This window comes from Variovorax sp. PDC80, from assembly GCF_900115375.1.
Taxonomy (GTDB): Bacteria; Pseudomonadota; Gammaproteobacteria; order Burkholderiales; family Burkholderiaceae_C; genus Variovorax.
The window spans coordinates 90,391-103,997 of the sequence record NZ_FOWG01000003.1 but is presented as its reverse complement, the minus strand read 5'-3'; the positions used below and the strand labels follow the sequence as shown (position 1 = coordinate 103,997).

The following is a 13,607-nucleotide window of genomic DNA, read 5'->3' as shown; positions in this document are numbered from 1 at the left end:
CGCTGCGGGCGGCCATTCGCTGGCCGCCCGCAGCCCCCAACACCTAGCATTTCGATCCCTTGAGCGTCAAACAGGCCTACGAAGCGGAACTCGCGACACGCGGGTTCAAGAGCGATCCCGCGCAGCTGAGGGCCGTCGAGGCGCTCGACCGCTGCGCCACGGAATGGGCCGCGTACAAGTCGCAGCGTTCCAATGCGCTGAAGAAGCTCATCAACCGGCCCGAGCTGCCGCGCGGCGTCTACATGTACGGCGGGGTGGGGCGCGGGAAGAGCTTCCTGATGGACCTCTTCTTCAACGCCGTACCGCTGCGGCGCAAGACGCGCCTGCACTTCCACGAGTTCATGCGCGAGGTGCACCGCGAGCTGCGCGAGCTGCAGGGCACCGTCAACCCGCTCGACGAGCTGGGCCTGCGCATCTCGAAGCGCTACAAGCTGATCTGTTTCGACGAGTTCCACGTCGCCGACATCACCGACGCGATGATCCTGCATCGGCTGCTGATGGCGCTGTTCGAGAACGGCGTGGGCTTCGTCACCACTTCCAATTTCAAGCCCGACGACCTCTATCCCGGCGGGCTGCACCGCGACCGCATCCTGCCCGCCATCGAGCTGCTGAACCAGAAGCTCGAGGTGCTCAGCGTGGACAACGGCACCGACTACCGGCGCCGCACCATGGAGCAGCTGCGCATGTACCTGACGCCGAACGATGCCGGCGCCGAGAAGGAGATGCGCAAGGCCTTCGAGAAGCTGGCCGAGACGGCCGACGAGAACCCGGTGCTGCACATCGAGTCGCGCGAGATCCGCGCGCGCCGCAAGGCCGGCGGCGTCGTCTGGTTCGACTTCAAGACGCTGTGCGGCGGGCCGCGCTCGCAGAACGACTACCTCGAGATCGCGAGCCAGTTCCACACCGTGCTGCTGTCCGACGTGCCGCACATGCCGGTGCGCATGGCTTCGGAGGCGCGCCGCTTCACCTGGCTGGTCGACGTGCTGTACGACCGCCGCGTCAAGCTCATCATGTCGGCCGAGGTACCGGCCGAGGCGTTGTACACCGAGGGGCCGCTGGCGCACGAGTTTCCGCGCACGGTCTCGCGGCTCAATGAGATGCAGTCGGCCGAATTCCTCGCGCTGGAACGCCGCATCGTCGACACTCGCCTCACATGAAGAAAACCCTCGTCCTTGCCCTGTGGATGTCGTTGGCCGGCCTGCCGGCCTGGGCCCAGTCCAGCGCCGCCGCCGGCGTCGCCGATCTCGAGGCCGAGCGCAACCGCCTGGCCAGCGAGCGCGCCGCCATCGAGGCGCGCTACGAGAACGAGCGCAAGGCCTGCTACGCCAAGTTCGCGGTCGAGGACTGCCTGCGCGACAGCCGCGCGCGCCGCCGCACCGAGAACGACCACATCAAGCGCCAGGAATCGTCGATCAACGACATCGAGCGCCAGCGCCGCGGCGCCGCCGAGTTGCGCAAGCTCGACGAGAAGAAGACCACCGAACGCCCGCAGGATTCCGCGCAGCAGCGCGAGCAGTCCCAGCAGAACCAGCGCGAACGCGAACAGCGTGCCGCCGACCATGCCGAAGGCCGTGCCGCGACGGCCGCGGAAGCGCCCGAGCGCCAGCGCCAGTTCGACCAGAAGCAGAGCAACCAGGCCGCCGAGCAGGCCAAGGCTGCGCAGCGCCGCGCCGAGGCGCCCGCGCAGGCCCAGCGCTACGAGGAAAAGCAGCGCAAGGCCGAGGAGCACCGCGCCAGCCGCGAGCGGCAGAACACCAACCGCACCAAGCCGCGTGGCGCGCCCCTGCCGCCCGCGGAGCCGGCTGCGAAGCCCTGACCGCCGCGCACCGGCCCGCGCGGGCCGCGGAGATTTCAGGCGGCCGGCAGGGGCTCGAGCTTGAGCACCGCGATCGAGATGTTGTCGCCGGTGCCATGCGCTCGGCGGCGTGCTTCGCCCACCAGGATCTCGACCGCATCGCGCGGCGGCTGCGCATGGAGCACGCTCGCGAGTTCCTCGGGAGTGAAGTAGTGCCACAGGCCGTCGCTGCAGGCCATCAGCAGGTCGCCGGGCTGCATCCTCGGCACCTGGTCGGGTGCGATCGGCGGCGGCGTCGAGCGCATGCCCAGGCAGCCGAGCAGGATGTTGCCCTGCGGATGCACGTTGGCCTCGGCCTCGGTGATCTCGCCGCGGTCGATCAGCGTCTGCACGTACGAATGGTCGCGCGTGCGCTTGATCAGCCGGCCGTCGTGGAAGTGGTAGATGCGCGAATCGCCCGCGTGGATCCAGGCGCAGTCGCCGGTCGGGTTCATGAGGAAGGCGGCCAGCGTGCTGTGCGGTTCCTGCTCGCTCGACACGGCCGTGAGCTTGATCACCGTGTGCGCGTCCTCGAGCAGCTGGCGCAGCAGCGCCTCGGCTTCGTCGCGCGCCGGGTTGTAGCGCGCGAAGAGCTGGCGCGCGGTCATCAGCACCTGGTCGGAGGCCTTGCGTCCGCCGCTGCGCCCGCCCATGCCGTCGGCCACCACGGCGAGCACGCAGCCCGGCGTGCGCGGATGCGCGATCAGCAGCACCTGGTCCTGCTGGTAGGGGCGGTCGCCCTTGTGCAGTCCGGTGGCGGCAACGAGTCGAAAGCCTTGGGTCATGAGCGCGAATGCGCCGATGCAGCGCCGCCTGTCTTCTCTGGAGTTCGGATCACGACGTATTATCGAATGAACCCGAGCCCGAGCCGCGCAGAAGATGCGTCCGCTTCTCCCACGTTGGACTCCAATCTCCACTCCCTTTCCCGCCAATTGATCGAGTTGCGCATCGAGCATGCGGACCTCGACGCGTCCATCGACAGCCTGAGCGAGGTCGCGCCGCAGGACGAACTGCTGCTGCGCCGCCTCAAGAAGCGCCGCCTTGCGCTGCGCGACCAGATCGTGCGGCTCGAGAACGCGATCGATCCGAAGGAGCCGGCATGAGCGCGGTGGGCCTGGAAGACACGCTCGCATCGAAGGTGCTGGACGCTTTCTCTGAGGGCGGCGTGCTGTCGCGTGCGGCCGAGCAGTTCCGCGAGCGCTCGGGCCAGACCGAGATGGCGATGGCCGTGGCGCGCACCATCGAGCAGGGCGGCATGCTGGTGGTCGAGGCCGGCACCGGCGTCGGCAAGACCTTCTCGTACCTGGTGCCCGCGCTGCTGAGCGGCGAGCGCGTGCTGCTCTCGACCGCCACCAAGGCGCTGCAGGACCAGCTCTTCGGCCGCGACCTGCCGCGACTCGTGGAAGCGCTGGGCCTGCCGGTGCGCACCGCGCTGCTCAAGGGCCGCGGCAGCTACCTCTGCCTGCACCGGCTCGACATCGCGCGCCACGATGCCTCGCTGCCCGAGCGCGGCAGCCTGCGCACGCTGGCGAAGATCGAGCAATGGTCCAAGGCCACGCGCACCGGCGACCTCGCCGAACTGCCGGGGCTCGACGAGCGCTCGCCGCTGATCCCGCTGGTGAGCTCGACGCGCGAGAACTGCCTGGGCGCGCAGTGCCCGCAGTTCAAGCCCTGCCACGTCAACCTGGCGCGGCGCGAGGCGCTCGCGGCCGACGTGGTGGTCATCAACCACCACCTGTTCTTCGCCGACCTCGCGGTGCGCGAGACCGGCATGGCCGAGCTGCTGCCGAGCGTCAGCGTGGTGGTGTTCGACGAGGCGCACCAGCTCAACGAGACCGGCGTGCAGTTCCTCGGCACCAACCTCGGCACCGGGCAGGCACTCGACTTCGCGCGCGACGTGCTCGCGGCCGGCCTCACGCATGCGCGCGGCCTGGTCGACTGGCAGGGCATCGTGGCCGGGCTCGAGCGCGCGGCGCGCGAGCTGCGGCTGGCGGTGGGCAAGCAATGGCCGGGCGCGAAGCTGCGCTGGGCCGGGCCCTCGCCCGAGGGCATCGGCGAGCACGAATGGCAGGGCGCGCTCGACACGCTGCAGATCGCCTTCGAGGAGGCGGCCGAAGGCCTCGACACGGTCAGCGAGCTGTCGCCCGATTTCGTGCGGCTGCTCGAACGCGCGCGCGAACTCGCGAAGCGCGCTGCCAAGTTCGCGCGCGCCTGCGCGCCGGAATCGGTGCGCTGGGTCGACGTGGGCACGCAGCTGCGGCTGGTGGAGTCGCCGCTCGACATCGCCGAGGCGATGCGCACGCGCGTGCTCAAGATCGCCAAGGCGCCCGAGGCGCAGCCGGACGCGCATGGCGACGAGACGCTGGGGCGCGGCGCCCGCGAGGCCGTCGACGAATACGACGCCTGGCTCGATGCGCAGGGCGGTGGCGATGACGACGACGACGAGCCGCCGCGCGCGCAAGAGCAGCCCGAGGCCCCCGAGCGGCGCCGCCGCGCCTGGGTCTTCACCTCCGCCACCCTGGGCGACGATCCCACGCTGCGCTGGTTCACCGAACCCTGCGGCCTCGAGGACGCGGAGGTGCTGCGCGTGCGCAGCCCCTTCGACTACGCCGCGCAGGCCGCGCTCTACGTGCCGCGCGCCTTCCCCAAACCCAACGAGCCCTCGCACAGCCTGCGCGTGGCGCAACTGGCCGCGCGCGGCGCCGGCGCGCTCGGCGGCCGTACGCTGGTGCTGACGACCACGCTGCGCGCGCTGCGCACCGTGGGCGACGAGATCCGCCAGCAGATCGAGCGCCTGGGCATCGAGCGGCGGCCCGAGGTGCTGGTGCAGGGCGAGCTGCCCAAGCGGGTGCTGATGGACCGCTTCCGCGAGGGCGACACGATGGGCCGCCCCGGCTGCGTGCTGGTCGCCTCGGCCTCGTTCTGGGAAGGCTTCGATGCACCCGGCGATGCCCTGCAGCTGGTGGTGATCGACAAGCTGCCGTTCCCGCCGCCCAACGATCCGCTGGTCGAGGCGCGCTCGCAGCGGCTCGAGGCGCAGGGCCGCAGCTCCTTCGGCGACTACTCGCTGCCCGAGGCCGCGGTGGCGCTCAAGCAGGGAGCGGGGCGGCTGATCCGGCGCGAGACCGACAGCGGCGTGCTGGTGATCTGCGACACGCGGCTGGTCGCGATGGGCTATGGCCGGCGTCTGCTCGGGGCGCTGCCGCCGATGCGGCGGCTCGAGACCGAGGCCGATCTCGACGCGGCGATCGCGGACCTGGCCGTGCCGGTGCAGGACTGAAGCGCGCGGGCCGCGGGCGATAAAAAAGCCCGAGGGCTCGCGCCGTCGGGCTTTCGTGTCGGGTCAGCCGAGCCGGCCGGCCGCCATCACCACATCTTCCACCAGGGATCGTCCTTGGTCTTGAAGCCTTGCGAGAGGTAGGTGCTCTGCGGGTAGTTGGAGGTCAGCACGCGCTGCGCGTCGTCGCGCAGGTCGTTCATGCCGAGCGCGTCGTACGAGCGCACGATGATGTAGAGCGCTTCCTCGACGGCGGGCACTTCGCGGTAGTCGGCGATCGCGCTCTGGGCGCGGTTGATGGCCGCCAGGTAGGCGCCGCGCGAGTAGTAGTAGCGCGCCACGTGAACCTCGTACTGGGCGAGCGAGTTCACGATGTAGTTCATGCGCTGGCGCGCATCGGGCGTGTAGCGCGAGTCGGGGAAGCGCGTGATCAGTTCCTTGAACGACTCGAACGACTCCTTGGCCGCCTTCTGGTCGCGCTCCGACAGGTCCTGGCGCGTGAGGAACGCGAACATGCCGAGGTCGTCGTTGAAGTTGACCACGCCCTTGAGGTACAGCGCATAGTCGAGCGCGGGGCTGGCGGGGTGCAGCTTCAGGAAGCGATCGATGGTGGAGACCGCGGCCGCCTTGTCGCCGCCCTTGTACTGGGCGTAGGCCTTCTCGAGCTGGGCCTGCTGGGCCAGGGGGGTGCCGGCGGCGCGGCCCTCGAGCTTCTCGTACAGCGGCACGGCCTTGTCGTAGGCGCCGGAGCCGGCTTCGTCCTTGGCTTCCGCGTAGATCCGGTTGGGGCTCCAGGTCGCGGTCTTGTCGTCCTTGGTGCTCGAACAGCCGGCGAGCAGCGCGAGGGCGCTGAGCGCCATCCAGGCTGGGACCGATAATTTGGCGCGAATCATCACATGCGGCTTTCGTGAAACAGTTGCCCTCAATTATATCGACCGACCCCCGCGACAACTCCCAGGAGGCGGCCGAGCTCGACGAGGCCGCCGATCCGTCCGAAGCCAGCGAGTGGCGGGATTTCGTCGTCGACCCCGCGCAGCACGGACTGCGGCTGGATCGCGCGCTGGCCGCATTGGTTCCCGAGTTCTCGCGCAGCTACCTGCAGCAGCTGATCGAGGCTGGCGCCGTCGAGCTGCAGGGCCGCGCCGCCACCAAGGCCTCGGCGGCCGTGCGGGCGGGGCAGGCCGGGCGGGTCGAACTGCGCCCCACGCCGCAGAGCCAGGCGTTCCGGCCCGAGCCGATGGAGATCGTCACCGTCTACGAGGACGAGCACCTGCGCGTGATCGACAAGCCGGCCGGCCTGGTGGTGCATCCCGCCCCCGGCCACTGGAGCGGCACGCTGCTCAACGGGCTGCTCGCGCTCGATCCCAAGGCGCTGCTGCTGCCGCGCGCGGGCATCGTGCACCGGCTCGACCGCGACACCAGCGGGCTGATGATGGTCGCGCGCACCCGCGCCGCCATGGACGCGCTGGTGGCGCTGATCGCCGCGCGCGAGGTCAAGCGCCAGTACCTGGCGCTGGGCCACAAGCCCTGGACCGGCGCGGCCGCGCGGCAGGTTGACGCGGCCATCGGCCGCGATCCGCGCAACCGGCTGCGCATGGCGGTGGTCGACCTGCAGCAGCACGCCGGCAAGACCGCCCGCACCCTGATCGAGCGCCTGGACAGCGAGGAGCGCGGCTGCGTGGTGCGCTGCACCCTCGAAACCGGCCGCACGCACCAGATCCGCGTGCACATGGCGTCGATCGGCCATCCGCTGGTGGGCGACACGCTCTATGGCGGCACGGCCGCCGTGGGCCTCGCGCGGCAGGCGCTGCATGCGTTCCGGCTGGCCTTCGTCCATCCGGTCACCAAGGCGCCGATCGCGCTGCATTCGCCCGTGCCGGCCGATCTCGCCGAGGCCTTGCGGGCCTGGGGGCTGGACTACAATCGCGCCTGACGGCCTCCAGGGCCGCCTCGCCGGCCGCTTGGTGCCGGCCCCGCGTTGCACTCGCCGCGTGCCGGCAACGCCTCCTTCCATCCTTCTGAACAAAAAAAGCGTCCCCCAAGGCGCCTTTTCCCGGACAACGCGAACCATGAATACGGCGGATGCCAAGCGCATTCTCGAAACCGCCTTGATCTGTTCGAGCCAGCCGCTGCCGGTGCGCGAATTGCGCGTGCTGTTCGACGACGCACTGGGCGTGGATACGATCAAGTCGCTGCTTCTCGAGCTGCAGGAAGACTGGACGCAACGCGGCCTCGAACTGGTCAGCGTGGGCAGTGGCTGGCGCTTCCAGAGCCGGCCCGAGATGCGCGACCACCTCGACCGGCTGCACCCCGAAAAGCCGCCGCGCTACACCCGCGCGGCGCTCGAGACCCTGGCCATCATTGCCTATCGCCAGCCGGTCACGCGCGGCGACATGGAAGACATCCGCGGCGTCACCATCAACTCGCTGATCCTCAAGCAGCTCGAGGACCGCAACTGGGTCGAGGTGATCGGCCACCGCGAGACGGTCGGGCGCCCGGCGCTGTACGCGACCACGCGCCAGTTCCTCGACGACCTCGGCCTGGCCTCGCTCGACCAGTTGCCGGTGATCGAGACGCCAGCCCAGCAGGCGGCACTGGTCGACTCGCTCGAGCGCGCGGGCGGCGGCAACCAGCCGGCGCTGCCGATCGACGAGCCGCCGGCGGAGGCCGAGCCGGCGCCGGCCGCCGACGAGACGGCGGTTGCCGTCGCGGCGGAAGAGGCGCAGACTGGGGCACACCCCTCGGAACAACCCGAAGTCCAGCAGGCGATCGCGGACGATGCATCGCTGGCCGACGAAGCGATCGCCGACGAGATCGTGGCGACCGACAGCGCGTCGGTCGAGCCGGACATGGCTCCCGAGCCGGGCGATGCCGCCGCCCTCGACGAGCGAGGCGACGACGCCGAACAGCCAGCCCCCGCGGAAGCCCAGGCTTCCGCCGATACCGAACCCTCCGAAGAACCCCGCATCGATCCCGACGCTCCGCCGCCGGACGCGACCGATCCTGACGCAGTCCTCCCCGGAAAGACCTCATGAGCTCATCCGACCCCGACCAAGCGGCGATCCTGCCGATCGACCCCTTGTCCAATGAAAACACGCCGGAAACGACCGGCCAGTCCACGGGCGATGCTGCGAAAGCCGTAGCGACGGCGAAGGAGGGCGCGGCGCCGAAGCGGCGTCCGCGGCGCAAGAAGGAGGCCGTGGAGGCCACCGAGGCGCCGGCCGCGGCCGAACCCGAAGCGGCCGTGGCCGCCGAGAGCGCCGGGGAGCCGGCCAAGCCCGCCAAGCCGAAACGCCCGCGCAAGCCGAAGGCCGTGGTCGAAGCGGCGCCCGAGGAGCCCGCAGCCGAATCCGAGCCGCCCGCGCTCGAAGCGGCCCCCGAGCCCGTCGCGGCACCGGTGCCCCAGCCGGCGCCCGAACCCGCGCGTGCCGAACCGGCGCGCCTGCAGCCCCGGGACGAGGAAGATTCGGACGACCGTTCCGAGGACGAAGAAGACGAGGAAGACCCCGACGACGAGGAGGACGACCTCGACCGCGCCCGCCGCGCCGCCGAGCGCGAGCAGCGCAATGCGCCGCCGCCCGAGCCGATCCGCTTCGCCGACGTCATCTCGGGCCAGTTCGATGCCGACGAGGACAGCCCCGAAGTGCCGCCGCTCAAGCGCGTGCTGCTGCCCGAGGCCGATTCGCCCAAGCTGCACAAGGTGCTGGCGCAGGCTGGCCTCGGCTCGCGCCTCGAGATGGAGCAGCTGATCCTGCAGGGGCGCATCTCGGTCAACAACGAGCCGGCCCACATCGGCCAGCGCATCCAGTACGGCGACCAGGTCAAGATCAACGGCAAGCCGATCCGCTACCGGATCGCGCCGCCGCCGCCGCGCGTGATCGCCTATCACAAGCCCGTGGGCGAGGTCGTCACGCACGACGATCCGCAGAACCGCCCGACCGTGTTCCGCAAGCTGCCGCGCCTGCACCAGGGCAAGTGGCAGTCGGTCGGCCGGCTCGACCTGAACACCGAAGGCCTGCTGCTGTTCAGCAGCTCGGGCGACCTGGCCAACCAGCTGATGCATCCGCGCTTCGGCCTGGAGCGCGAGTACGCGGTGCGCGTGCTCGGTGCGATCAGCAGCGAAGAACGGCAGAAGCTGCTCGACGGCGTGCGCCTCGACGACGGCATGGCGCAGTTCGGCACCATCGAGGACGGTGGCGGCGAGGGCTCCAACTGCTGGTACCGCGTCACCATCTCCGAAGGCCGCAACCGCGAGGTGCGCCGGCTGTTCGAATCGGTGGGCCATGCGGTCAGCCGGCTGATCCGCATCCGCTACGGCGCGATGGTGCTGCCGCGCGGCCTCAAGCGCGGCGCCTGGATGGAGCTCGACGAGCGCGACATCCGCGCGCTGTTCCAGGCCTCGGGTGGCGCGCAGGCGCGTCCGGGCCCGCCGCAGCAGCGCGGCCAGGGTCCCGATGGCGGCGGTGGCGGCCGGAACGGCCGCAACAAGAAGCGCCGCGGTGGCCGCAACGGCGGTGGTGCCCAGGCGCGCGACGACAACCGCGAGCCGCCGATCCCCAGCCCGCTGGGCGACGGCCGTCCGCCGCGCGGCCCGCGCAACAACCGCGGCCCCGGCGGTGGCAACGGCGGTCCGCCGCAGCAGCAGCAGGGCCGGCGCAACAGCGGCAACAACAACGCCGGCAACCGCAACCGGCAGGGCGGCGACGACCGTCCGCCGAGCGGTGCCAACCAGCCCGATCCGATGAAGACCTCGCTGGGCTACATCGGCGCCGACAGCTTCACGCGCCAGCGCAAGGAACAGCGCCAGGGCGGTTCCGGCCGCCGTGGCGGTGGGGGCGGCGGGGGCGGTGGTGGAGGCGGCGGCTTTGGCGGGCAGGGCGGCGGCGGTGGCCGGCGCCGCGGCCGCTGAACAAAAACAGCCGCGCCCGCGCGGCCTTTCGCGGGGTTTTCACCAAGGTGGTGAATCCCGCCGGTTAAAATCGCGGGCTTTGTCGGGATACAGCGCAACAATATCGTTGCAGTTGTGACAAAAAACTTCAGAATCAAGCAAGCTCAGAAAGCACTTCCATGGCTATCGAACGTACCCTCTCCATCATCAAGCCCGACGCCGTCGCCAAGAACGTCATCGGCAAGATCGTTTCCCGCTTCGAGGCCGCCGGCCTGAAGATCGTGGCCGCCAAGCTGGTCCACCTCTCGCGCAACGAAGCCGAGCAGTTCTACGCCGTGCACAAGGAACGTCCCTTCTTCAAGGACCTGGTCGAGTTCATGATCTCGGGCCCGGTGTTCGTGCAAGTGCTCGAAGGCGAGAACGCGATCGCCAAGAACCGTGACCTGATGGGCGCCACCGACCCGAAGAAGGCCGCCGCCGGCACCATCCGCGCCGACTTCGCCGACAGCATCGACGCCAACGCCGTGCACGGTTCGGACGCTCCCGAAACCGCCGCCAACGAAGTGGCGTTCTTCTTCGCCGGCCTCAACGTCTACGCACGCTGAAGCCGCATCTCGACCGAATCCATGACCACGGCCAACCTGCTCGATTTCGATCTCGAGGGGTTGGCTGCGTTCTGCGAAAAACTCGGCGAGAAGAAATTCCGCGCCACGCAGCTGTTCCGCTGGATCCACCAGCGTGGCGCCAGCGACTTCTCCCAGATGACCGATCTGGCCAAGTCGCTGCGCGAGAAACTCGCGACGACCGCGCGCGTCGAGGCGCTGCCGGTCATCACCCAGCACGAATCCAAGGACGGCACGATCAAGTGGCTGTTCGACGTCGGTGACGGCAATGCCGTCGAAGCCGTCTTCATTCCCGAGGACGACCGCGGCACGCTGTGCGTGTCGTCCCAGGCCGGCTGCGCGGTCGGCTGCCGCTTCTGCTCGACCGGCCACCAGGGCTTCAGCCGCAACCTGAGCACGGGCGAGATCGTCGCCCAGCTCTGGTTCGCCGAGCACTTCCTGCGCAAGCACCTGAAGCGCGACGAGCGCGTCATCTCCAACGTGGTGATGATGGGCATGGGCGAGCCGCTGCAGAACTATTCGGCGCTGGTGCCCGCGCTGCGCACCATGCTCGACGACAACGGCTACGGCCTCTCGCGCCGCCGCGTCACGGTCTCGACCTCGGGCGTGGTGCCGATGATCGACCGCCTGGGCACCGACTGCGCGGTGGCGCTCGCCGTCTCGCTGCACGCACCCAACGATCCGCTGCGCGACGACCTGGTGCCGCTGAACCGCAAGTACCCGATCGCCGAGCTGCTCGAGGCCTGCAAGCGCTACCTCGCGCACGCGCCGCGCGACTTCATCACCTTCGAGTACTGCATGCTCGACGGCGTCAACGACCAGCCCGAGCACGCGCGCCAGCTGATCGAGCTGGTGCGCACGCACGGCGTGTCGTGCAAGTTCAACCTGATCCCGTTCAACCCCTTCCCGGCATCGGGCCTGCTGCGTTCGCCGCAGCCGCGCGTGCTGGCCTTCGCGAAGATGCTGAGCGAAGCCGGCCTGGTGACCACGGTGCGCAAGACGCGCGGCGACGACATCGACGCCGCCTGCGGCCAGCTGGCCGGCGACGTCAAGGACCGCACCCGCGCGGCCGAGCGCATGGCGCAGCGCCGCCTGGCGTCTTCTGCCTCGGGAACGGAGCGAACGGTCGTGTTGCATCCGGTCCGCAAGGCCGCTTCCACCGCCTCCCAGGAGCATTGAACCGATGAGCATGGCTTTTCCGACGGCGAGCGCCGGGCTGCAACGCGTGCTGGTGGCCAGCTTCGCGGGCCTCGCGGCGCTGCTGCTCTCGGGGTGCGTGAACACCCGCACCACGACCACCAGCCTCGATTCGGCCAGCTCGTCCTCGGGCCCGCAGCTCGTCACCGAGTCGGACGAGTCGAACGCCCGTCGCCGCGCCCGCCTGCGCATGGAACTCGCGGCCGGCTATTTCGAGCATGGCCAGAACACCGTCGCGCTCGACGAGATCAAGCAGGCGCTCAACGCCGACCCCAGCTATGCCGACGCCTTCGCGCTGCGCGGGCTGGTCTACATGCGCATGGAAGACGCCGGCCTGGCCGAGGACAGCTTCCGCCGCGCGCTGGCGCTCAATCCGCGCGACGGCAACACGCGCCACAACTACGGCTGGCTGCTGTGCCAGCAGAACCGCTACCGCGACGCCGCCCAGCAGTTCACCGAGGCGCTGGCCACGCCGGCCTACACCGAACGCGCCAAGACGCTGATGACGCAGGGCCTGTGCGAGATGCGCGCGGGCCAGCCCGTCGAGGCCGAGCGCTCGCTGCAGGCGGCTTACGAGATCGATGCCGGCAATCCGGTGGTCGGCTTCAACCTCGCCTCGCTGCTCGCGAAGCGCGGGGAATGGTCGCGCGCGCAGTTCTACGTGCGCCGCGTCAACAACGGTCCCTCGGCCAACGCCGAAACCCTGTGGCTGGGGATCAAGATCGAGCGCAGTCTCAACAACCGCGAGGCGGTCGCGCAGCTGGGCGGGCAGCTGCAGCGCCGCTTCCCGCAGTCGCGCGAAGCTTCGGCGTTCGAGCGCGGGAATTTCAATGACTGAACGGGTTTCCGAATTCGGCACTTCCGCGGTGATTCCGCTCGAGGAAGCCGACAACACGAACAAGTCCGCCGGCACCATGCTGCGCGAGGCGCGCGAAGCGCACGGCCTGCACATCGAGATGGTCGCGGCCGCGCTCAAGGTGCCGGCGCAGAAGCTGCTGGCGCTCGAGGCCGACGACATCGCCGCCTTGCCCGATCCGGTGTTCGCGCGCGCGCTGGCCAGCAGCGTCTGCCGCGCGCTGCGCGTCGATCCGGCGCCGGTGCTCGCCAAGCTGCCGGGCGCGCCCAAGGCCGCGGTGGCGGTGGCCGACCGCAATCTCAAGACCCACATCGTCTCGGGCACCTCGCGCTGGGGCAGCGGCCGTTCGGGTGGGCTGCCGTCGCGCGCGCTGCTGACCGTGGTCGCGCTGCTGCTGGTCGGCGCGGCCGCGATCTTCTGGCTGCCGCAGTCGGTGTTCGACCGCATCGGCAGCACGGTGTCGCGCATCACGGCGCGCGGCGCGGCCGAGATCGGACCGAACGCCGGCGAGGCGCCTGCCGCCCCCGGCACCACGCCGGGCGTCGCGACCGAGAACGTGCCGGTCCCGGCCGCGGCCGTCGGCACCGCCACGCCGGCACCGGCCGTGGCGGCTGCACCGGCGACGCCGGCCGCGGCAACGCCCGCCGCCCCCGCGACGACCACGCCGCCGGCTGCCGCCGACGCGAGCGGCCAGGCGCTGGTCTTCGTGGCGCGCGAGGAATGCTGGATCACCGTCACCGATTCGGCGGGCAAGCAGTTGCTGCGGCGCAGCCTGCTGGCCGGCGAAACGGTCGCGCTGTCGGGGGCGCTGCCGCTCTCGGTGGTGGTCGGGCGCGCATCGAGCGTCGATGTGCAGGTGCTCGGCAAGCCCTTCGATCTCAAACCCTTCACGCGCAACGGCGGCGTTGCGCGCTTCGAGGTGAAATCGTGAG

At 70.4% G+C, this 13,607-nt stretch carries 13 protein-coding genes; 11 read left to right on the top strand and 2 right to left on the bottom strand.

What is annotated here, in order from left to right; translation table 11 throughout:
• The first annotated feature begins 59 nt into the window (after positions 1-59).
• Both zapE and BM109_RS10290 read left to right on the top strand, forming a co-directional pair.
• The gene (zapE, locus tag BM109_RS10295) at positions 60-1,157 is read left to right on the top strand and encodes a cell division protein ZapE (protein ID WP_093342630.1); all 1,098 of its coding nucleotides are present in this window, start codon (positions 60-62) and stop codon (positions 1,155-1,157) included.
• On the top strand, positions 1,154-1,816 hold the full coding sequence (locus tag BM109_RS10290; RefSeq protein ID WP_093342628.1) for a hypothetical protein: 663 nt from the start codon (positions 1,154-1,156) through the stop codon (positions 1,814-1,816). The genes zapE and BM109_RS10290 overlap by 4 nt, the downstream gene beginning before the upstream one ends.
• 35 nt (positions 1,817-1,851) lie before the next feature.
• Here the strand turns inward: BM109_RS10290 and BM109_RS10285 are convergent, their stop codons facing one another.
• Positions 1,852-2,619 (bottom strand): PP2C family protein-serine/threonine phosphatase, encoded by a 768-nt coding sequence (locus BM109_RS10285; RefSeq protein ID WP_093342626.1) that lies wholly within the window; start codon positions 2,617-2,619, stop codon positions 1,852-1,854.
• Between the two features lie 114 nt (positions 2,620-2,733).
• Between BM109_RS10285 and BM109_RS10280 the strand changes: the two genes are divergently transcribed.
• Both BM109_RS10280 and BM109_RS10275 read left to right on the top strand, forming a co-directional pair.
• Positions 2,734-2,937: a YdcH family protein gene (locus BM109_RS10280; protein ID WP_093342624.1), complete on the top strand. Its 204-nt coding sequence runs from the start codon at positions 2,734-2,736 to the stop codon at positions 2,935-2,937.
• The gene (locus tag BM109_RS10275; RefSeq protein ID WP_256222485.1) at positions 2,934-5,114 is read left to right on the top strand and encodes an ATP-dependent DNA helicase; all 2,181 of its coding nucleotides are present in this window, start codon (positions 2,934-2,936) and stop codon (positions 5,112-5,114) included. The genes BM109_RS10280 and BM109_RS10275 overlap by 4 nt, the downstream gene beginning before the upstream one ends.
• Positions 5,115-5,200: 86 nt before the next feature.
• Here BM109_RS10275 and BM109_RS10270 read toward each other — a convergent pair whose 3' ends face one another.
• Positions 5,201-6,004 carry an outer membrane protein assembly factor BamD gene (locus BM109_RS10270; protein ID WP_093342623.1) on the bottom strand — a complete coding sequence of 268 codons (804 nt, stop codon included), beginning with the start codon at positions 6,002-6,004 and terminating at the stop codon, positions 5,201-5,203.
• Between the two features lie 23 nt (positions 6,005-6,027).
• Here BM109_RS10270 and BM109_RS10265 point away from each other — a divergent pair, with 23 nt between their 5' ends.
• The 7 genes from BM109_RS10265 (at position 6,028) to BM109_RS10235 (ending at position 13,606) form a co-directional block, all read left to right on the top strand.
• On the top strand, positions 6,028-7,044 hold the full coding sequence (locus tag BM109_RS10265) for an RluA family pseudouridine synthase (RefSeq protein WP_177239331.1): 1,017 nt from the start codon (positions 6,028-6,030) through the stop codon (positions 7,042-7,044).
• A 136-nt stretch (positions 7,045-7,180) separates the two neighbouring features.
• Entirely contained in the window at positions 7,181-8,146 is a 966-nt protein-coding gene (gene scpB, locus BM109_RS10260) for an SMC-Scp complex subunit ScpB (protein WP_093342621.1), read from the top strand.
• Entirely contained in the window at positions 8,143-10,020 is a 1,878-nt protein-coding gene (locus BM109_RS10255) for a pseudouridine synthase (protein WP_093342620.1), read from the top strand. Before scpB ends, BM109_RS10255 begins: the two co-directional genes overlap by 4 nt.
• Positions 10,021-10,178: 158 nt before the next feature.
• Positions 10,179-10,604, top strand: a complete 426-nt coding sequence (ndk, locus tag BM109_RS10250; RefSeq protein WP_019653122.1) for a nucleoside-diphosphate kinase — start codon at positions 10,179-10,181, stop codon at positions 10,602-10,604.
• A 21-nt stretch (positions 10,605-10,625) separates the two neighbouring features.
• A complete protein-coding gene (gene rlmN / locus BM109_RS10245) occupies positions 10,626-11,801 on the top strand; it encodes a dual-specificity RNA methyltransferase RlmN (protein ID WP_093342618.1) in 1,176 nt (391 codons plus the stop codon).
• Positions 11,802-11,805: 4 nt separating this feature from the next.
• A complete protein-coding gene (gene pilW, locus BM109_RS10240) occupies positions 11,806-12,657 on the top strand; it encodes a type IV pilus biogenesis/stability protein PilW (protein WP_093342617.1) in 852 nt (283 codons plus the stop codon).
• Positions 12,650-13,606, top strand: coding sequence for a helix-turn-helix domain-containing protein (locus tag BM109_RS10235; protein ID WP_093342615.1), 957 nt, complete (start codon positions 12,650-12,652; stop codon positions 13,604-13,606). Before pilW ends, BM109_RS10235 begins: the two co-directional genes overlap by 8 nt.
• Position 13,607: the final 1 nt, after the last annotated feature.